General features: G+C 43.2%; 12 protein-coding genes. 2 read left to right on the top strand and 10 right to left on the bottom strand.

Annotated elements, in window-relative coordinates; translation table 11 throughout:
* The first annotated feature begins 7 nt into the window (after positions 1-7).
* Positions 8-769 carry a class I SAM-dependent methyltransferase gene (locus tag TY03_RS07530; RefSeq protein WP_042368679.1) on the top strand — a complete coding sequence of 254 codons (762 nt, stop codon included), beginning with the start codon at positions 8-10 and terminating at the stop codon, positions 767-769.
* On the top strand, positions 762-1,310 hold the full coding sequence (locus tag TY03_RS23210) for a signal peptidase II (protein WP_052332424.1): 549 nt from the start codon (positions 762-764) through the stop codon (positions 1,308-1,310). The genes TY03_RS07530 and TY03_RS23210 overlap by 8 nt, the downstream gene beginning before the upstream one ends.
* 445 nt (positions 1,311-1,755) lie before the next feature.
* Here TY03_RS23210 and TY03_RS07515 read toward each other — a convergent pair whose 3' ends face one another.
* From TY03_RS07515 to TY03_RS07470, 10 genes are all read right to left on the bottom strand, one after another.
* Positions 1,756-2,751, bottom strand: coding sequence for an aldo/keto reductase (locus TY03_RS07515; RefSeq protein WP_042368677.1), 996 nt, complete (start codon positions 2,749-2,751; stop codon positions 1,756-1,758).
* Between the two features lie 83 nt (positions 2,752-2,834).
* Positions 2,835-5,633, bottom strand: a complete 2,799-nt coding sequence (locus TY03_RS07510) for an NPCBM/NEW2 domain-containing protein (RefSeq protein WP_042368675.1) — start codon at positions 5,631-5,633, stop codon at positions 2,835-2,837.
* Between the two features lie 65 nt (positions 5,634-5,698).
* Positions 5,699-7,597: a sodium:solute symporter family protein gene (locus TY03_RS07505; RefSeq protein WP_042368674.1), complete on the bottom strand. Its 1,899-nt coding sequence runs from the start codon at positions 7,595-7,597 to the stop codon at positions 5,699-5,701.
* A 58-nt stretch (positions 7,598-7,655) separates the two neighbouring features.
* Positions 7,656-8,825 carry a glycoside hydrolase family 130 protein gene (locus TY03_RS07500; RefSeq protein ID WP_042368673.1) on the bottom strand — a complete coding sequence of 390 codons (1,170 nt, stop codon included), beginning with the start codon at positions 8,823-8,825 and terminating at the stop codon, positions 7,656-7,658.
* Between the two features lie 24 nt (positions 8,826-8,849).
* On the bottom strand, positions 8,850-10,652 hold the full coding sequence (locus tag TY03_RS07495) for an aryl-sulfate sulfotransferase (protein WP_042368672.1): 1,803 nt from the start codon (positions 10,650-10,652) through the stop codon (positions 8,850-8,852).
* A gap of 88 nt (positions 10,653-10,740) precedes the next feature.
* Positions 10,741-12,390 carry a RagB/SusD family nutrient uptake outer membrane protein gene (locus tag TY03_RS07490; protein ID WP_042369297.1) on the bottom strand — a complete coding sequence of 550 codons (1,650 nt, stop codon included), beginning with the start codon at positions 12,388-12,390 and terminating at the stop codon, positions 10,741-10,743.
* Between the two features lie 21 nt (positions 12,391-12,411).
* Positions 12,412-15,474: a SusC/RagA family TonB-linked outer membrane protein gene (locus TY03_RS07485; protein WP_042368671.1), complete on the bottom strand. Its 3,063-nt coding sequence runs from the start codon at positions 15,472-15,474 to the stop codon at positions 12,412-12,414.
* 191 nt (positions 15,475-15,665) lie between these two features.
* Complete coding sequence (locus TY03_RS07480) at positions 15,666-17,105, bottom strand: IS4 family transposase (RefSeq protein ID WP_042366734.1); 1,440 nt, start codon at positions 17,103-17,105, stop codon at positions 15,666-15,668.
* 423 nt (positions 17,106-17,528) lie between these two features.
* Entirely contained in the window at positions 17,529-19,040 is a 1,512-nt protein-coding gene (locus TY03_RS07475; RefSeq protein WP_042368670.1) for a glycoside hydrolase, read from the bottom strand.
* Positions 19,041-19,168: 128 nt separating this feature from the next.
* Complete coding sequence (locus TY03_RS07470; RefSeq protein WP_042368669.1) at positions 19,169-21,370, bottom strand: DUF4838 domain-containing protein; 2,202 nt, start codon at positions 21,368-21,370, stop codon at positions 19,169-19,171.
* Between the last annotated feature and the right edge of the window lie 159 nt (positions 21,371-21,529).

The following is a 21,529-nucleotide window of genomic DNA, read 5'->3' as shown; positions in this document are numbered from 1 at the left end:
TAGTAAAATGAATATAGACTATAAGGTTGGCAAGTTGATTTATGATGCGAGTATCTATGATGGAATGAACACCCACACAGATGATCTGCTGTTTTATAAACAGTGGCTACCGAAAAATAGAGATGCTCGCATACTTGAACTGTGCTGTGGAACGGGTAGGCTGACGATTCCAATAGCACAGGAAGGACATAATATTTGTGGAGTAGATTACACCCCCTCAATGCTCGAACAAGCAAGGAGGAAAGCTGTTAAAACAGGGTTAGGGATTAATTTTATAGAAGCAGATATTAGAACGTTCGATTTGCAAGAGAAGTTCGACCTTATCTTTATTCCATTTAATTCAATTCATCATTTATATCAGAATGAAGATCTGTTTAAGGTATTGGAGTGCGTTAAAAATCATCTTCGAGAAGGGGGCTCATTTCTGTTAGATTGCTTTAATCCCAATATCCGGTATATTGTGGAGAGCGAGAAGGAGCAAGCCGTCATAGCCCAATATACAACAGCCGATGGACGAGACGTGTTGATAAAGCAAACTATGCGTTATGAGAGTACAACCCAAATCAATCGCATAGAATGGCAATATTTTATAAATGGTGAGTTTCATTCAATCCAGAATTTGGATATGAGACTATTTTTTCCTCAAGAACTAGATTCATATCTAAAACAGGTTGGTTTCGATATTATTCACAAGTTTGGAGGTTTTGATGAAGAGACATTTAGCGATGAATCTGAGAAGCAGATATATGTTTTAGCGATAAATGAGTGATACAATCTGTATAGTTATGAAAAGGCGTAATATAATATTCTGGATTATTCTTCTGATTATTACAGATCAGGTAGTAAAACTAATCGTGTATCATTCATTTATGGATTCAAACTACACGTTTACACCCGATTTATTAGAATTTAAGCCAATTTTTAATCCAACCTACAGCTATTGGACAGGAAAACTTGGTGCGAATATGGGAGTTGTAGCTCACCTAACAATGTTTTCATTAATATGGGCTATACTTATTATTCTCTATAAGTTTTACCACAAAGTAGATCCTCAGAATAGACTTCTTGACATAGCTTTAATTTTTCAAACTGCAGGATTTGCATCCGCATATATCAGCATCCTATTTTGGAAAAATGGAGTACTTGATTTTATCTCCTTTAAGCCATTAAATGTAGTATGTGATTTGAAAGACTTGTATATCAATATATTTGTTGCATTGTGGATCATTAGCACTTCTATTATAGCAGTAAAGTATCACACGAGCCTAAAAGATATAGTTCAATATATCAAGTCGTTGTTTACAAAATAGACCATGAATATTAGACAACTAAATAATTCAGAATACGGAAAGGTAATCGCTTTGGCACTCGATGTATTTATTGAGTGTGGAAGTGCTGATCTTGATGTAAAGGGGCTATAAGCATTCAAGAGTTTTTATTTGTAATGATGAGATAATGAATAAGCTTTGCATATTCGGGACATTTGACAATGAAACTCTTAAAGGGGAATCTGACATCGCGACCAGCCATACAAGCTGAGGTTACTTTTATATACAAGATATAGTTCTATCTTAATACTTTTCCTGTTGTAATCGATTGATTTTCAACAAATAAAAGAGTACGTACTTTATGACCGTAAGAGTACGTACTCTATGCACCATTAACTAGTATATGATTGCTGCATAAAGTACGTACTCTTGCTATGTAAGAGATAGAAGAGCTGTTGAGAAAGGGAAATAAATAAACAAATGAATCTTATACCGATTCGATTAAACGTATCTCTTCTGTACTGAAGGAGGTGTTTTCAATCGCTTTCAGATTGTCTGCCAACTGGTTTACCGAGCTTGCACCAATGATAACGGAGCTGACCAAATCGTCTTTCAACACCCATGCCAAAGCCATTTCGGCCAATGTCTGTCCCCGTTGCGCTGCAATTTCATTCAGTGCTTTGATTTTCTTCAATGTATCGTCGGTTAGCTGCTCTTTCTTCAAAAATCCTCCCCGTGCTATTCTTGAATCTTCGGGGATGCCGTGTAAGTAACGGTTGGTCAGCAGTCCCTGAGCCAATGGCGAGAAAGCAATAAACCCGGTTCCGCTCTCTTTGGCCTGTTGCAAAATACCCTCTTTTTCGGGTTCGCGGTTAAACAGGTTGTACTTGCCTTGATAAAGTAAGCAGTGCACATCGCGCTCTTTAAGGTATTGATAGGCGAATGCAGCTGCTTCTTTGGGATATTTGGAGATACCCACATACAAGGCCTTGCCTTGACGAACCATGTCTACAAGTGTCTGTAAGGTCTCCTCGAGAGGGGTGTTAGGATCGTACCGATGCGAATAGAAAATATCGACATACTCCAGATTCATTCGTTTGAGACTTTGGTCGAGGCTTGCCATGAGGTTCTTGCGTGATCCCCATTCGCCGTAAGGACCTGCCCACATCTCATGTCCGGCCTTGGAGGAGATAAACAATTCATCCCGGTAAGGCATGAATGATTTCTTCATGATCTGTCCGAATGTCTCTTCGGCCGATCCGAAGGAGGGACCGTAATTGTTGGCCAGATCAAAGTGTGTGATTCCGTTATCAAAGGCATAATGTGCCATTTGCAACGAGTTGGCAAAGGTGTCTACGTCTCCGAAGTTATGCCATAGTCCTAGAGAGATTTCGGGAAGCAGGATACCGCTCTTACCGCATCTGCGATACTTCATACCACTACTGTATCGCTCTTGGTTGGGGAGATAAATGGGGCTTATCATCTGTTCGGGCTTTAAGTTTACTTCTGTAAAGATAAGACTATTTACGTTACCTCGATCGTGTGTGCCCGGTTAATTTTTTGTTTTTATCGAATCACATACCACACATAGCCATTGGCGGGGATCGTGACAGGTAGTTCTACCGAATAATCTCTCTTCAGTTTGTAGGTTTTGGCTTTGCTCTCTTCGCAAGAGATAGCAGCTTTGTCTGTTAATCCCGTATAGTAAAGCGGTAAGTGGATGGTTCGTTTCATCTCCTCATCGGTAGGATTGAAGAATAGCGCAAACCCTTTTTCATCTCCCGCAGGGTTGACATGCATAAACCCGTCCCAGTCGCGACCATCGGCCTTGCGCAGGTGTATAAGGTCGCTGTTTAGAATCGTGCGGTACTTCTTATACCAATCTATAACCTCTTTTACGGTCTGTTTTGTTGCGTCGGTGTCATACAACCGAGGCCCCCGGTAGCAGGCCTGAATGCCTGCACCATAGTTCTGTATCATGTGCAATTTATAGCTATCCAGGTGTTTGCTCAAAGGTTCGAGTGTAGCCGCTTCGCCTCCTCCATGATACTCGACCAGCGGGACAAAAGTCCAGCAGGCAGAAGCAGGACGGTCGAATGTGCCTGCGTAATTGACCTGACGTCCGTGGATCAGTTGGCGGTCGCGTGGTAAAGACCAGTTCACTTCACGGTATCCGATGCCGGTTTTCGTCGATCCGCTGAGGAAGTAATAATCGGGTACGTTGATGTAGATTCCGTTTTCGCACATCCAACGATATAGATCGGTAATTTTTTTCCACTGCTTCCATTGAGAGTCTTGTAGTCCGTTGTGGTATTTATGGGTGGTCGATGCGCAAAGATTGCCCGGATACGAACCATCGTGTTCAAAAACCCGGAAACCTGTTTGCTGTGCGAATGTTTTGATCTGCTCAAAGTAGTTCTTGCCCCATTCGCTGCATAGGCAAGGAGAGCTGCCAAAGATCATTCCGCCGCGCTTCCCGGTCTTCGGGTTAATCACGTCTACCTCATCGCTGATCCACCGGCTCGATAAAAGGGAGTAACCACCCAGTTCTATTCCTTTATGGTTGGCGTAGTCGACCAGTTGCTTTATTGCTTTGAGGTGTTCGGGGTTTGTACTCTCCATGTTTACTCCACTGCCAAAGCTGAGAATAAGCATTTCATATCCAACTTCGGCACATTGATCAATCGCTGTTTTTACTACCTGGGGGTCTATGCTGGTGAGATGCATAAAGATCGGATTCTCCGTTATCCACGGAGCAACGGTGCTATACATCCGGCGTTTAAACAACCCTTTTCGTTCGCGGTCATCACTGTCATAAGGCATCTCATACACATCAAACGATGTAAAGGGCTCAGTTTTGGTTACCAATACATCGGGACCTATTTTAGGAGATACCTCCAGTATACAGGGCGTTTGCATGGCATAATTGCATTGCGAGGTGTATTCGGGATCCGTTATCCATTTTTCGGTCTGTTCCGATTCTCTATCGTTGAATCCGCCAAAGGCGTAGTTGCTTTCGATACAAATATTGGGTTTGATAAATAGTTGTGGATCACCACCCACGGGGCTTTCAGGCTCGGCAAATGCCAATAATTCCAGTTTGAAAGAATCAATAGTAAAAGGAATGTCGCTCTCGTTGATAACCTCCATCCGCTTTCGTAGAGTGGGTATGGCATCATACAGATCGTAATGCAGTTTAACTACTGTTTTTGACAATGCATTCTGTCCGCGTAGAGTGAAAGTCAGTGTTTGTCCGGTTGGCTTCGCTTTATTAAGTGCCCATCGACTTCGTGCCCACGATATGCTTTCTTTCAGTGGGGTTATTTCAAAATCTTCAATAAGAAAAGAGTGGGGTATCGGAGCCATGTGTTCGATCCATTCGGATTTAATATATCCGCGCTCGGGTTGTCCTTGTAGCCCGCCTAACGAATAGCTTTTGCCGTCTAAACACAGGCTCCCTTCACTGCTTACTGCCCGTAGCATATTCTCACCGGTCATTAAATTAATCATGTCGGTAGTAGCTAAGTTGGGAGTTATGCGAAAGGTACGCGCTATGAGTCCGTTGCTCAGTACGATCGTCTTTTCGTCGGATGTCCGATAGACAGTTGCAGAATGACTGTTTGGTGTAATCAGCCAGTCGAAGTCGACTCTTTTAAGAGGAAGGGTGATGTTGGGTAGCCGGGCGATCTTATTCTTCAAGAAGTTCCAGCGTAGCGTATCCATTTGGGGAGGAATGCCTACATAATCTGCTTCAACGGTGGTAGGTGGAATTTCGAAATAGGTGAATGTGGGGTCTACCCATAGAGCAAAATCACCACTCGGTCCGTCGCCACCATCCTCTACTACCAGTTCGAGAATCTGTATACCATTCAGTTTTAGGTGAATATTTTTCATTGCCTCACCGGCTTTCATCGGTTGGTTCAGCAACTCCTTACCATCGCCCAGAATACGGAAAGTAACGCTGCCCATACTCACTTTGTTGAGATCGCCCTCTACACCGACAAAGTTCTTCTTTTGATCGGTAATGCTGTAGAATACCCGTTTGCCATCTGCCAATGGGATGGTCATGATATTGGCTGCCTGACAATCCATGTGGCTATCAGCCACCCCGATTCCGGTGCTGAAATCAGTTGCATCGCCTTTAAGGTCTATTTTGATGAGGCTTTTGCTATGTACCCCAATTACGTTATTTTGCTTAACTCCACCGATGCTGGGTGCTTCGCCTGTTACTGAAGTTCCTGTTTTGAGTCCACCATACTGTTGATAGGCTTTACCTAAATCCATTTCAGACAGTTTGATAAGGCCGTCAGCTTGTGCAGCGATAGCTCCACAGGAAAACAGTAAGGCGAAGATTGCTTTTTTCATATTAGCAGGATTGTTTTTTTATTGATCGAACCCAAGCAGATGATGGATTACATTTGTTTGTATTTTTATTCTTTACTATTTTTGTCGAAACCAATTTCTTTCATTACTTCATTGTACTCGACCTCTTCCCGACAAAGCGGCTTGTACCAGGTATACCTTAATATCAATGAGGTTGCGATTAATAGCGCAATCGAAGCGCACAGACCTATTTGACCACGAGTAACCAGATACATCGGAATGATCGTGAGGCAGCATTGCCAAATAATACCTATCACGATATTGAAAGCATCGCGCTTGAAGTTTTTGTTGCGTACAACTTGCGGATACCGGGCAATGGCTTTATCCGCTATCGGCTTCCACCAACCCCAAGGACGTACGCGAACATAGAAGCGAATCAGTGTCTCTTCGTCGGTAGGAGGAGCCGAGTATGTGCCGGCAATACAACCGACCAGAGAGATGGCAAACAATACCGGGAAGAAATAGAGTATCCATCCGTCCGGAACGGTGAATTTCATTACAATAGCAGCGACAACACCGGCTGTCATACCCCAGAAATACCCTTCGCCATTGAACCGCCACCAATGCCATTTCAACACGTTGGCAGCGATATATCCGCCGAAGAGTGCGCCGACAATCCACTGAAATATCTCGTTGATATCTTTCAGAAAGAAGCCCATTATGGTACTAATGATAACCACTAATACCGATATGAGGTAGCTGGCGCGTATCTGTTTCTTGATACTTGCCTGCGGGTTGATGTATTTAAGATAGATGTCATTGACTACATAAGCCGGTGCGGCATTGACCGTCGAAGCGAAAGTCGACATGAATGCCGATAGCAATCCGGCAAGTAGCAACCCTGCCAATCCGGTTGGCACATATTTGGTAATCAGGTGCGGAAGAATGGTTTCAAAGTCGCTACGGGTGGTAGCCATTTGTGCCATGCCGCCATCTTCTTTGAAGAAATAAATAGCAAGTAAGGCAAAGCCCATAATCATGAGATAGCGGGGGATAAGCAAAATAACGGGTACCGATCCGCTCATCAGCGCAGCTTCCTTGGGCGATTTGCAAGAGAGTATCTTCTGCATATCGTAGTTGGGGGCTGGACCTGCCATGCTCATGAAGATTCCTTTCAACAAAGACATCATCACGAAGATGGTAATCAGGCTGTAGGGTTCATTGGCCATGCGTTCGGTCAACAGTCCCATGCGTTGGCTCCAATCTATTTCGAGCGTCCACCCGAAAAAAGGAGAATCCCAACCGCTCGGAACAAAGCTTTGTATCATTTCGGGAGCGACCAACTGCATACCGATAACGGCAATAACGACCCCGGCTACGGTCATAATGAGAAACTGCACCACATCGGTCCATACAATACTAAGCATACCACCCAGCATAACATAGAACGTTGCAATGGCTGTAAAGAATATGCCATAAAAATGAGGTACGTAAGCAGCAGGTACGTCAAACGGTACAAAAGGAGCAACAACCTCCCAAGGGAGAAATATTTCCATGAATTTGCCAATGCCGATAAACCCGTAACTAAGAAATCCCAACACACTCAACAGAGCGAATATGATGACAATGGTATGCGACAAAGAGGCTCCTTTGCCTTTGCCAAAGCGGGTTTTAATCCACTCTGCCCCGGTTAGTACATTCGATCGGCGTAGCCATACCGATAGGTAAACCATTAAGAAAATCTGATTGAATACCGGCCACAGCCAAGGAATCCAAAGACTCTTGAATCCGTAAGCAAAGGCCCAATAGACCATGAGCATGGTGCCTGTAATGTCAAACATACCCGATGCGTTGGATAGCCCAAGCATATAAAAGGGCAAAGATTTGCCTCCCAGGAAATAAGAGTCGATGTTTTGGGCTGCACGCTTTTTGAGCAATAATCCGATGACGATCATTAGTGCCAGGTAAAGGCAAATAATCAGAAAGTCTATTTCGTGTAGTTTCATGCTGGAGTAGATTGGGGTTTTGTTCTTGCAAAAATAGTTCTTTTCATGCAAACTCGGTTTATAATTGTTTGTTTTTATCAATAAGTGCTACAATATTATCCACTGTACTTGCCGAACGTAGACCGTCGGCAGGTGTATGAAAACAGTAATCGATCAATCGGTCGACAGTGGAAGTGGCAACATGCATTCGAGTGTCCGAAGATGCATAATAGATATAGACCGTTCCGTCTTCATCGGCTATCCAGCCATTGGAGAACAATACGTTTGACACATCGCCGATACGTTCCTCTCCTATAGGAGCCATGAAGTACCCACCGGGCTCGGCAATGATACGTGTCGGATCTTCGATCGCGGTCATGTAGAGATAAAGTACATAGCGCAATCCGGCAGCACATGCGCGAACGCCGTGTGCCAGATGCAACCACCCTTTTGCCGTTTTGATGGGGTGAGGCCCTTCGCCGTTCTTTACTTCTTTAATGGTGTGATAGGCTCGTTGGTTGATGATGAGCTCGCGACTGACTTCTGCCTGCGTAATATCATCTACCAAGGTCCAACCGATTCCGCCTCCGCTTCCAGCATTGATAAATCCATCTTGCGGACGTGTATAAAGGGCGTATTTTCCTTCCACAAACTCGGGATGTAGTGTCACGTTTCGTTGTTGGCTGATGGTTTTTAAGTCGGCCAACCGTTCCCATTGAACAAGGTCTTTGGTGCGTACAATTCCTGCCGAAGCTACAGCCGAGGAGAGGTCGCCCAAAGCAGCCTGCGGATCATGTTTCTCACTACAAAAGATTCCGTAAATCCATCCGTCTTCGTGTATGGTGAGCCGCATGTCGTAAACATTCGTCTCTTCCGGATTGATATCCGGCAATACGACCGGATACTCCCAGAAGCGGAAGTTATCAATTCCGTTGGGGCTCTCTGCAACGGCAAAGAAAGACTTCCGGTCTGCTGCTTCGACGCGTACCAATAATATATATTTTCCCTGCCACTTGATGGCTCCCGAATTCATGGTTGCGTTAAATCCGATTCGCTCCATACAATAAGGATTGGTTGCCGGATTGAAATCATATCGCCACGTAAGCGGAATATGCGCTGCGGTAACTACGGGGTGATGATATCGTGTTATAATGCCGTTGGAAGTATTTACAGGCATATTTTTGCGTGTCAGTAGCTCTTCTTGCCGAGCAACTAATAGTGCCGCGCGTTGTTCAAAAGTATCGTTCATGATGTTGTTTGCTTATATAATTGTTTATAAATTATCGGGATAAAGGGGGATTCGCTCTACTCTGTGGAAAACCATATAACCGGGGCGAGACAGGTGGACTTCGTAGACTACTTCCTTGGTCTTTCGATCTACTTCTACGATTTTTCCTCCTCCACCGTTTAGGTTGGGGGTACCTACGCCCGGACCAAATAAAACATGGTCTTTTTGAGGTAAATATTGAACAGACGATAGGGCAACTGCGTAGCAATTGCGTCCCCGCTCGTGGTGTCCATATTCCCAGACTTGTTTTACAGTCATGTTTTTGGCGTCTATTGCATATTCTACTGCACGGCTGTACCCTTCGGTTCCATACAGATCGATCTCTTTGTGTCTGCGTCTATAACCATTGTCGAATAAGAGAATATGTCCATTGGGAAGGAATACAGGGCAGTGTCCTCCCCACTCCCAATCAAAGTCGGGATGCTCTTTGTTGCCGTCTAAAACATCCGCATCTACTATTTTCTGTCCCGATTGGTCTAAGGGTGTCAGTAGTGCATATTGCAACTTTTGAGTTCCTCTGTGAGGGGTCAGAAACCAGTTGAGTTTATTGTCTCGCGTTAGCTTAATCAGCCCTTGATAGCGGTTCGACACAATGATACAGTCGTCTTCGGGGGAGTAAAGAACGGCATTGCTGTGTGCCCAATTCTGTTTGAAGCCTTCTGCTTCTTGTATGCTGATAAGGGCGTCGCGTGTAGAATCGAGACTTTTATTCAGGTCCCATTCGGTTACAATCTCTCCCGATTCACGGTTTACCTCTATGATAAAGTCGAACTTGGTGTATTCTCCCAGGCTGTTTTTATGGTTGTCTTTAGTTACGGCTGCCAATAAGTTTCCATTGGGCATTTCGGTTACTTCATGATGGAAAGTATATCCTTTTCCCTTAATATTCCATTTTTTTATCAGGTTCCCGACCATATCGAACTCAAACAGGTTTCCGGTTTTCGAATCGCCCGATAAGAAGTTTCCATTCTTCAGGCGTTTGAAGCCCGTATGGGCACTGATATTTAATTCGGGATGGTTGCGTAGCCATAGATACCAACGTACGTCTCCATCACTATCCAACATATAGGGGCGGTGGGCATCGTATTCACCGCCCCCCATATCCTGAACAATCGTAAGCCCCGGCTCCATTTGATCCGGATGGCTCGTTTTTACCTGAATTTTGGCAAAGAAATCCGGAACCAGGTCGTCCGGTGTGGTAGTCGTTACGGTAACCGAATCGGTTAAACGTTCTTTCCCGTTCTTATCGGTGAACGTTATATAAATCTTATTTTCGCAGTTGGGGTAAAGACCATGTATATATTCTTGGTGATTATATCCAATTTTGGAGAAAAGGTGAGAGAGGTCATTCTGATGACCATTCTTTCCTTTGATGCAGACTTTGAGCTTTCCTTCTACCGGGAAGGAAATAGTGAGCTGCGCACTAAGAGGAGCGTACCCCGTTGGGTTAACCTGTATGTTTTTTGAGGTAAGATGAAGTGATTTGCCAAGCGTTGGAATATTCAACTCCGACTTGTTTACGAGGGTGAGAATGGTTTTCCAATTTTCCACATCTTCCCGAATGGTTTCTATCGTTTCTGTTGGAATAGTAACCTCTCTGTTTTCAAATGTAAATATCGTTTGCCCACCTTGCTCTTCGGTGTGAAGTAATAAATTGCCTTCGTTAATAACCTGCTGAATTGCATTGTATTCTTCGGTATGATCGGATGAACCGTCATTCTCATTACTACAGGCTGTAAACAGGCTGAAAATGAGTAGTACTTTTAGGTATGGAATAGTATATTTCATAGCGAATGTGTTTAGATTTAATTAAAGGAACGGTGAGTATGGATATCTCACCGTATCCTTCAATTCAATAAGTGAAAATTAGAATGAGTTATTTCCACAAGGGATGCTGATCAATACTTGGGTTGTTGTTCATCTCGCCTTCATTGATAGGATAGTAGAAATACTTTTCCTGGAAGTTTTCGCCACCTACTTTTCCGCATTCTATAAAGTGCTGCTTTGCTTGAGCGGCTGTATACCATCTTCTGATATCATAAAAGCGTTGTCCTTCCATGCAGAATTCCAGCGTTTTCTGATGTTCGATTTCTTTCATCACCACTTCTTTAGAAGCCGTACTGAAGTCTTTGTATGCCAGACCGGCACGTTCGCAAATACGCTTCAGATCGGTATTGGCACCTACCATATCATTAGTCTGTGCGCAAGCTTCGGCATGGAGTAGCAACACTTCGGCGAATCTGAATACACGTAAGTTGTTGTCGCGGTCGGAAGGAGTATACATGGCATCATTGCTCTTACCGAAGAAGTTGGTGTATTTCTTCCCTAAAGCGAGTACTTGTACTCCGTCGATTTTCGGATTTGCTTTGTAAGAATTGTCAGGGTCGCGTGATAACTTACCTTTCGATGGAACTTCCCATAACTGTGCAAAGGTTTTCTCATAATTATTCTCATACGGTTTGGTATCTCCCAATTCATTTTGGTTGAAATAGAAGGTAATATACATACGTTTATCAAACTTACTATCCGAATTGGCCGGGCGAAGTTCTTTTATGAACTCTTTGACTGCAAAGGGTGCCGGAGCCATTTTGAACCATGCACCTGTTCCTTCCGGTCCCAGGTAGGTGGGCAATACCATACCTTGGCAAGTGTTGGATTCCTCCGATCCCCAAGTGCTCGAACCACCGAATTGAGGATTGTAGGCTATTTCAAACACAGACTCTTTGTTGAATTTTGTATCCGGCTTGAAGTTATCGTACGGATCATCCATTAAATCGTAGGTATAGGGAGCCGACAAGAGTTTGCTTAATTCTACTTTTGCTTTATCATGTTTTCCTTGAAATACATACGCTTTGCCCAAATAGGCAAGTGCGGCACCACGGGTGGCACGCCCTATCTGAGAACTAATACGCTCTACGGGCAGATAGGTAGCGGCAAAAATAAAGTCTTTCTCCACCTGTTCCCATACTTGCTGCTCGGGTGTAGCGGCAATAAATGTATCTTCCTGCTTATTGACCGGCGTTAGGTGTAGCGGCACATTTCCATAATTGCTGGCAAGCAAGAAATAGTACATGCCACGCATGAAAGAAGCCTCGGCTTTCCATACGTTTTTCTCATCCGGGCTTACGGCTACATCGGGCACCTTATCTACATTGGCCAGGAACACATTGGCACGTTGAATACCTTTGTACATGTCGCTCCAGCTTCCTCCGTCCATATTGGGCGTGTTGGTGAAGGTAGAAAAGTATTTAATATCACCATCTTCATTCGGAATGAGGAACACATCGTCTCCTCTGGAGGTCATGATTAAGTAGCCGGTGTGTGCACCAAAATAGCCATAACACTGATTACGTATGGGCGAATAAATGGTTCCCATGGCATGATCTAAGTTTTTGGCAGTCACCCAGAAGGTTCCTTCCGTAGCGATATTAGGATTTACTTTATTCAAAAAATCGGCTTCATTGCAAGCGGTTAACGAACCGGCCAGAAGAGGGATCAAAGCTAATTTTACTATATTATTTTTCATATTCTGCATAAGTTAAAATGATTAGAAATCAAGTTGAAGGCCGAAACTAATAGTACGTGCCAGTGGATAACGTCCATGATCACAACCGGATGTCATGATACCACTACCGCCACCCATCATGTCGTCATTGGCTCCTAAGTCGGGAGAATAACCGGTGTAATTGGTAATAGTAAACAAATTATCCATGGCTGTGTAGATACGTAAATTGCCAACTTTAAATTTATTTGTAAAGTTTTTAGGTAGTGTGTAACCCAACTCCAATGTTTTCAGGCGGAAGTAAGAACCATCCTCTAACCAGCGATCGGTCCAGCGTGAGTAGTTACCGTTGGTGTCTTTCTTGGCATAGCGAGGCATATTTGTATTCGGATTCTCTTTGGTCCATGAGTTTAATACAGATGCACCGTAGTTATTCAACTCATTGGTTGATTCCATGCGGGCACGGGTATAGTTGTATATTTTATTTCCAAACGATCCGTCGAAGAACAGATTCAGGTCAATACCTTTCCATTCGCCACCTGCGCGGAATCCCAAAGTCCATTTGGGGAATGGAGTACCACAGTACTGCTTGTCGTCCGAACTTATTTTTCCATCTCCGTTATAATCAACAAAGCGAATATCACCCGGCTCTGCTTTGGGCTGAATCAATTGACCATTCTTGTTATGAGCCTTAATCTCCTCTTGATTTTGGAAGATACCATCTGTTTTAGTCAGGAAGAAACCACCGATAGGGTAACCTACTTTTGTCCACGTTACTGTACCTTCGCCTTGGGGGTTATAACCTCCGTACTCCTGTACATTACCTAAAGTGACTTCTTTCACTTCGTTCGAAATGGTCGATGCATTTAAGCCTACATAGTAATATACATCTCCAATCGTGTTGCGGTGATTGATTGATAACTCTAAACCTTTGTTCTCAATGGTACCTGCATTCATGGTCGGCGATCCCTTCAAACCGCTATTGCCTGCCATAGAGATACTCAACAGCAAATCTTCCGTACGTCTGTTATAATAATCGGCGGTAAAACTTAATTTACCATTGAAAACACTTACATCTAAACCAATATCCCATGTCTTAGACTGTTCCCAAGTCAGGTCTTCCGGAGAAACCCAGCTTGCATTAGGTATCATACCCTGCCAAGATGTTTGTTTGCCATCCCATCCTTGCATATAATTCAATCCGGAAGTCAACGTCGGTTGAGTTTTATAGTTGCCAATCTCTTGATTACCTAGTACACCGTAGCTACCGCGTAACTTAAGTTCATTGACCACCTCTTTTGCATTTTCAAAGAAAGCCTCATTGGCAATATTCCAACCTACCGAGATAGAGGGGAACCAACCATATTGATGACCTTTTGCGAAACGTGATGAACCATCGCGACGGATTGAGGCAGATAGCATATAACGTTCGTCAAAACTATACATAACACGGCCGAAGAGAGAAACCAATGCACTTTCCTGTCTGCTTCCGGAGTTTGTCATACCTGTATTAGGAGCAGCATCAAGTGTAGGAGGTGCACCATCCATAAATCCTTGACGATAAGCATTCAAACTTTTCGATTTAAACTCTTGTGCCGAATACCCCAACAATGCCGATATATTATTCTTACCGAAAGTATTATCATAGTGTAAGGTGTTTTCGATCAACCACTGGTCTTCCCAATAAGCATTCTCATTCAATCGCGGATTATCATTCTTACACTGAGTCTGCCAGTTGTATTTGCCGATCCATTGCGAATCATTGTAGTTATTCTTATTAATACCTACGTTCAGTTTATATTTCAACCCTTTTAACCATAAGTCGACTTCGGCGTATGCATTGATCAATAGATCCAATCCGGTTCTACTGTAATCATACATATCGAGATGTCCCACCGGGTTATCAATGTTTTTAAATGACTCATCCAAGCGTCCATGTCCGTCAACAGAATTGGTTTCGTCATATACCGGTACCAAAGAGTTTTGGCGTAAAGCATCGGTGATTCTGAAATCATCATAATCTTTCGTCCAGGTCTTAATTAAAATCGTTGTTCCTAAACGCAAATGATCGTCTAAGAAAGAAAAACCTCCTTTAGCACGTATGTTAAATGATTCATATCCGGTTGTTTTCAGAATACCTTTCTGATTTAAATATCCTCCCGAAAGGCTGTATGTAGCCGTTTTTGAGCCACCATTCACTCCAATCGTAGCTTTTGTTACAGGAGCAGTGCGGAATATCTCATCTTGCCAATTAGTTCCTGCACCACCGTTCCAGGTTCTTAATATCTCCGGTGCAGCTGATGGGTCTGCATAATAATTCTTTAATAGAAACTTAGACCATTGGTCACCGTTCATAACATCTAACTTATTGGTTACGGACTGAACGCCGGTGAATACATTGGCAGAAACGGTTGCCTTCATTTCCTTGCGTCCTCCTTTGGTGGTAATTAATATAACACCATTGGCCGCACGCGAACCATAGATAGCGGCTGCTGAGGCGTCTTTTAATACCTCCATTGACGCAATATCGGCAGGATCGACCATATTAATATCGCCATAAACGCCATCAATTACATACAGCGGGGTATTGGTATTATTGATAGAGCCGATACCGCGGATGGTGATATTCATGCCTGAACCGGGTTGGCCACCAATTGTCGTTACGTTGACACCGGCTACCTTACCTTGCAATGCACTGGCAGTGCTGCGGGCAATGTCGCCTTGCAACTCTTTGGCAGAAACGGATGAAACAGCTCCCGAAATATTACTTTTCTTGGCTGTACCGTAACCGATAACGATTACCTCGTCGAGTTGCTGTCCCTCTTCCAGTACTATATCAATAGTATTACGACCATTTACATTGACTGTTTGTTCTTGATAACCTACATACGAAAACTTTAGGTTTTGATTGGGGGAAACCTTAATTGAGTAGTTACCGTTAATGTCGGTAATAACACCGGCCGATGTTCCAACCACTGAAACGGCTGCTCCGATAAGTGGATAGTCGTTAGGGTCCGTTACCGTACCTTTTACGGTGATGGGCTGCTGTGCATAACTAAGTATGCTAAAGATACACAGCACAAAACTTAACACGATTTGTTTGTTCATAATTTCTTAGAATTAATGTTTTCTTAAGTATAAAGAGTCTTTGATTTTTACGCCTTAAAAAGGATCTAATTCTGAATGATTCTCATAAAGGCTTTGAAGTGATTAAACTTCGCTAAGGTGTTTGAAGAAATAGTGTGCTCATACAATAATAGATTTTAAGTATTTAATGACTCAAGTTTCGGATTTAGAAATCAAGCCGTTTGAGCGTACGCTCGGAGTGCTGCAAGTCGTCTGTCATTTTCTATGATCTGTATCATCAGTTGCTCTTCATCAGCCCCTGTGAGTTCAGCCACGACTGCCACTACTTCTAATATGATTGCCCATATCTTCTCCATAACAGTCAGTTCGTGTACTCCGGCAAAAATATCGTTGAACAACCCACCGATTGTTTCGTAGTCCAGACTCCTTTTTACCGAGGCAAGCAAATTGTAGCGTATCATAACCAGTGATACGTGCGCTATCTGCGAGGAAAAGTCTCTTGCCGAGCATCCTGCAAGATTAAGCAATCGCTTGCTATCGGCAAAGAAAACCTCAATAGCCCAACGCATTGCATAGATTTCATATGCCCGCAAGAAATCAAGTTTTACATTGGTTGTCAGCAATATTTTCCATCCCTCTCTCTTTCCTCTGCGACAGAAGAACAGCCGCACCTTGCGCCCACCGAGCATCACGTCCACCGACGCATAGTGGCAACGGTACCGTCTACTGTATATCACAGATTTAGAGCCCAGCAGCTTACTGATTATGGCTTTTGCCGTCAGTTCACCCCACTTTTTGGTGAGATATTTGGTATTACCCATCTTTGCCATCCCTAACAAGTGAAACTTCTTATGACTGTTGTATACGAAATCGACAAGCCCGGAACAAGTGAACCAACTGTCAACAAGCAGATATTCAAAAGGAATCTTTGCTTTGATGGCGCGTCTGACCATTTCAATGAGTTTCTTTCCCTTACTCATGAAATATTCCTCTTTACGTTTGGCCACATGGGAGTTCTCATCTCGTTTCCTATTATAACGGTTCTGTCGTTGCTTTGCGCTTAACCCCTGTTCCTTACCCTCTACCTTGCCTTTCTCTCCATGCAGAGATGAGTCAAGCATAAACTGGGTGCGCCCGTCACTCCAGCACAGCATAAGCGCTTTATACCCAAGAATACATTTCTGATGAACATGTGAGAATATCTTGCCGATAGACTCCATACGCATTCCGGTTTTAGGCAAGTCAGAGTCATCAGCGATGAGTACTACAGGAAGATGACTCTTCTTGAAATCCTGACGGTTAGTCACTTTGGCTATCAGCTTGACAACAATGCGGTATATCAGATTGCGCCAGTTGATATTATCATGTGACATAAACGAATACAAGACATCCTTCTTGCCGCCGAACATTCGACTTAAAGCCGAATCAGGATAATGGGAAAAACCTTTTATGGCGAAAAACGGCATCAGGACAAGAATCTGAAACAGCTGAAGATTGGTCAACTGACAGTTTTCACGTTTGTTCCCTCCAAGACAACGGCTGTCAAGATGAAGAGACTCTAACAGTCCTGAAAATGAGTCCATCACAGAGCAACGGCGTTTTTCACTCAAAATATTGCGGATTTCTGACGGAATTTTAGTAATTTTGCTCATGGCTTTGAGAATGGTTAATTAGTTGTTTGGTCACTGCTAATTTACTAAATTTCCGAGATTTACGGAAAGTCTCAAAGCTTTTTTTATGTCTAGAATTAGGATGTCAGCCTAAATCCGAAACTTGAGTTAATGATATATAATAATGATGTTACAAAAGTAACTTGTGAATAAAGCTTATCCAAGTGAAATTTAAGCATTAGATAATGAAATATTATCAATGATATAAATACCGCTTATACGACTGTATACCATGGTGGTAGGGTGCTTCTTCTTTTTTATTTTGTTATTTGTTATAGAAACATAAATACATGGGCAAGGAAGTATCATCGGCTGCGGGAAAAGTATTATATTATAAAGAAAAGGTTATGCTCTTTTTATGGAGCATAACCTTTTGTAATGTGTTGAAGGTAATGGCAGTTTAACCTATTGTACCATACCTGTATAAGAAACGACACTTCGAGCCGGTAATACTAATGTATAACTATTTCCTATTGGTTGAATGGGTGTAGCGGCTTCCCATTTACGTGTTGCATCGGTGACATATCCTTGCAGTGAACCGCTCGTTTGGGCATTGCTCAGCGTAAGATTGACAGTCGTTTCCGTATCTGCCGGATTGATGGCAACTACAGTAAATGATTTACCTGATTTATAACCAGAAATCATATAACCTAAATCCGGGTTGTATTGTGCCGAAATACGGGTACTGTTTACCGGAATATAGCGAGAGAAGTTACCGAACACTTCGCAACGCTTAGGCACTTCATAGTCAGTACGATTCTTACTAATGTATATCATTCCTTCGGTAGTGCTTCTGTCGGGTAGGGCACCTGCCCACCATACAATTGCTCCGGCATTGGCTTCGCATAAATACCGGTGAAATACTTTGGCCCAACGCAATGCATCGGTCATGGTGGGGTCATAGCTGGTACTCGGATCACTGATTTCGGTGAGCCAAACAGGAATGTTCTTAGATTCTGCTTTCTCGAAAGGTGCAATGCCCGGATCTTTCTTGGTAACGGGATCAATGTACCCGTGTCCGGCAGCAATGATCGGAAAATTGGTGATTCTGCTATTTAGGTTTAAAATATCACGTACATAATTCTGGCTTCCCATGATGAATCCGAGAATACCTGTCCACTGACCATTTTCGCCAAAAATAATTTTAGTAGTGGGATTTGTATTTCGCAATGTGGGACCTAAGTTGTTTACAATGAATGGACCTAAGGTTGTAGTACCCGGCAGCCATAAGCAGGAATTCCACGTAGCGGCATATTCGGGTTCGTTGGCCGGAGAGATGGCATAAACAGGAAGTCCTTTGCTTGCATAGGCACTGCAAAAAGCCGATAGATAATCGGCATAGGCTTGGTAATAAGATGATTTCAAATAGCCTTTAGAGGTACTTCCATTGCTTTTCATATAGGCTGGGGGAGTCCACGTAGAGAATATTAATTTATCAACCTGATACGTTTGTTTAGCTTGCTGAGAGATCCATAACTGACCGTTTCGCTGTGCAATGGCTTCTGCAGCTTCGTTGCCATCGGCACTGAAATCGGTATCAAAAAAAGGATCGTCCAGAGAAAGATTAATATCTGCATCCAGGTTGAAATCTTTGTCAGCAGTATTTTCCCAATAGTGCGGGAAAACTTCACCACGTAAAATACTTAATTTAAGTCCATCTTGTCCAAAGAGTATACCCATCACTTCGTTGCGTTTGCGATGAGCATATAAGTAGTCGGCCCATCCGGCTTGTGCTACGCCGAAGCCATCTATTTTTTGCTCTTCGACGGTCCATTGAAGAATGACATCAGAACTACTAACACTTCTGGAATTTGGGGAGGAATTCTGCTCAGATAGTGAGGGAATACTTTCATCAGAACAAGAGGCCAGAGAAGCCAAGCAGACAAAAATGCCCGAAATAATTGTAAATGCTTTCATGTAGAATAGGTTTTAAATGGTTATTTTCGAAAATCAAGCTAATCTTCATTGCAAAGATACTCCTGTGTAAGTGGTTGATTCAAATAGTATTAAATCATAATGTGATGGAATCTTATCAATTTGTTCTATCATCGCACAGTAATCTCGTCGATAAAGAACCAGGAAGGGTGTCCGGCTCCGAAATGCCAACCCGGGCAAACCTTTCCGCTGTTGATCACTACATGGATATAGCGAGCTTTTATGGGAGTATTCACCGTGCAAACGGCTTGGTGGAATTTTGTTTTCGGAGAGCGATCTTCTGCAATAGAGTGCTTGCCGAATAAATTATAGCACTGATTATCTACGGAGTAACTGTATGTTACTTCTTGAGGGAATAGTGACCACTGACCCAATTGCTGAATGAAGTCACACTGAATAGAAGTAATCTCTTTAACCTCCTTCATATCGAGAGTGAAAACAGCATCGGTACCTTGCCATCCAATCCATCCGGGTTCTTTGGAGGAGTCTCCCGAGAACTGTTCATCGGTCAATACTGTTTCTGCTTCTGTCTTATAAGGTTCGGCAGGGATTGATACCCAGTTGATTTCTGCCTCTTTGGCCAGGTTCTGCCGATTGTTAGGCAGATAACGTTCGGGGTACAGTAGACAGTACTCTTTCGGGGTGTTGTTTCGTTCGTTTAGTGCAGTTACCTTGAAGTAATCGGTGCGCTCGCCGAATAATCTTAGTTGTTTGTTGAGGCTTTCTATGCTCTCTCCTTGCTCGACGCGAGCCATCTCTAAATCGGAGTATTGCAAAGGCAGTCGTGATAAGCGAACTCGATTCAATAACTCCTGATCGGTGGCAACAGCAGCTTCGGCCTGATCGAATAATTCATTATAGCGTTTGCGGCAATGCTTGTTCAGCATGCCGTTTTTATGAGATAAAGGAGTGTCGTAGATCCATAAGTCGGTGTTAGAGGCAAGCAATGCGCCTTCTAATAGTTTTTCATATTGATAAATATAAGGAGAGGCTGCACCATAATAGTGATCCATAAAACTACGCATTAGTGAGTCGGCATTCAGTTCGGAGTTCCACATTAGTTTACTGACCATATAGGTGCGCATCTCAGAAAAATCTCCTCCCCTTGAACCGGCTATTTGTGAAAAATGCATAGTGGCATGGTGCTTTTTGAATAATTTTATATTTTGTTGAAGAATGGGGAAGTTGGGAAAGGGAACCAGGTAATTATCAAAGTTGATACCATAATCCCAAACGAAGATATTATTGCTGATACCTGCCCAGCCTTCCATCGCTTTGACAAAATTCCTGCCCGAAGCATTGTCAGTGAGGGGCACCTCTCTTCTGCAATCGATATTGCACAACATGATGTTGACATTGGGCAACGGTTTTATGTGTTTGGGCGGATGCATCGTATATTGGTACGCCAGTGTTGAAAATTCTTTACCCGGGAAGCGTTTCGCCAATTGATTAACAAAATGTATCAGGCTTCCGGTGGGACTGCCTTCGTACTCATCGATGGAACGACAGGTAGGGCAAGTGCAGTAGGTGTCATTTCCATCATTTTGACTAACGGATATGATTTTTGCTTTGGGATTTGCTTTAAAAATAGAGTCGATCCGGTGAGTTATGATTTCGAGTACTTCGGGATTTGTGAGACATAACTGGCTAGCATTTCCGGGACGGCGTTGACCGTTAATGAATGAGTAATATTCCGGGTGTGTTTCTCCAAATTCGGCTACCGGCAATAACCGGCTGAAGGTGTGTACCCAGTATCCTTTGACAAATACATCTTGCGGATCTTCCAGACGAAGCCAATCTTTGTAAACCGTATCTTCGGATAACGCGTAATTCTGACTCTGTCTGTATCGAAAGGTTGGGTTTTCGGCCAGATCAAGTGAAGGTATAGTCAATGTACGGCTTTGCTCTAAATGATAGCAATGGGGTGCATAGTATGAAACACCCATGTATTTCTCTAATAGTGTAACAACTCCGTAAATGCTGCCTTTATCACCTCCGCTGCTAATGTATAATTGATGCTTTTGGGTGGTTAGGCGGAATCCATCTTCGGTTAGGCCTTGGGTGTTGCCGGAACCTATTATGACGTCATTCTTCCGGGTGGAATTTGTGATGACGACTGGCAAGCGAACCTGGGTAATGCGCGAAACGAAGTCTTGTAGTAGTTGGGCTGCTCGGTTGTCAATCGGGTTGTCTGTCGTAACAATTCGCCCCATCGGTTTGCCCTCTTTAACCAATGCCACTTGCGCATTCAGCTTACAAGAAATTGTTGCCAGGAGTAAAATGATACAGCATAAGTTTGGTATTCTTTTCATGGTGTTATTCTTTTAAGATTGAACGGATTATGTGCAAAAGAAGTAATAAAGTTTGGGCTGAACAAGTATCTGATTCATTGTGAAAGAATAGTATTATTAGTTGAGGATAAAGTACTAACCGGTTTTCTCTTTTTTATTTACCTTTGTATCAAGAAACCT

The sequence above is a fragment of the Bacteroides neonati genome, assembly GCF_000499785.1.
Classification (GTDB): Bacteria; Bacteroidota; Bacteroidia; order Bacteroidales; family Bacteroidaceae; genus Bacteroides; species Bacteroides neonati.
Note: the sequence above shows the minus strand (reverse complement) of the source record. Positions and strands in the feature narration are given on the sequence as shown.

Excerpts from the sequence above, each read along its gene's own strand:
- TY03_RS07485 (WP_042368671.1), bottom strand. The coding sequence starts at position 15,474 with ATGAACAAACAAATCGTGTTAAGTTTTGTGCTGTGTATCTTTAGCATA.
- TY03_RS07470 (WP_042368669.1), bottom strand. The coding sequence starts at position 21,370 with ATGAAAAGAATACCAAACTTATGCTGTATCATTTTACTCCTGGCAACA.
- TY03_RS07490 (WP_042369297.1), bottom strand. The coding sequence starts at position 12,390 with ATGAAAAATAATATAGTAAAATTAGCTTTGATCCCTCTTCTGGCCGGT.
- TY03_RS07475 (WP_042368670.1), bottom strand. The coding sequence starts at position 19,040 with ATGAAAGCATTTACAATTATTTCGGGCATTTTTGTCTGCTTGGCTTCT.
- TY03_RS07495 (WP_042368672.1), bottom strand. The coding sequence starts at position 10,652 with ATGAAATATACTATTCCATACCTAAAAGTACTACTCATTTTCAGCCTG.
- TY03_RS07500 (WP_042368673.1), bottom strand. The coding sequence starts at position 8,825 with ATGAACGATACTTTTGAACAACGCGCGGCACTATTAGTTGCTCGGCAA.
- TY03_RS07515 (WP_042368677.1), bottom strand. The coding sequence starts at position 2,751 with ATGATAAGCCCCATTTATCTCCCCAACCAAGAGCGATACAGTAGTGGT.
- TY03_RS07480 (WP_042366734.1), bottom strand. The coding sequence starts at position 17,105 with ATGAGCAAAATTACTAAAATTCCGTCAGAAATCCGCAATATTTTGAGT.
- TY03_RS07530 (WP_042368679.1), top strand. The coding sequence starts at position 8 with ATGAATATAGACTATAAGGTTGGCAAGTTGATTTATGATGCGAGTATC.
- TY03_RS07510 (WP_042368675.1), bottom strand. The coding sequence starts at position 5,633 with ATGAAAAAAGCAATCTTCGCCTTACTGTTTTCCTGTGGAGCTATCGCT.
- TY03_RS07505 (WP_042368674.1), bottom strand. The coding sequence starts at position 7,597 with ATGAAACTACACGAAATAGACTTTCTGATTATTTGCCTTTACCTGGCA.
- TY03_RS23210 (WP_052332424.1), top strand. The coding sequence starts at position 762 with ATGAGTGATACAATCTGTATAGTTATGAAAAGGCGTAATATAATATTC.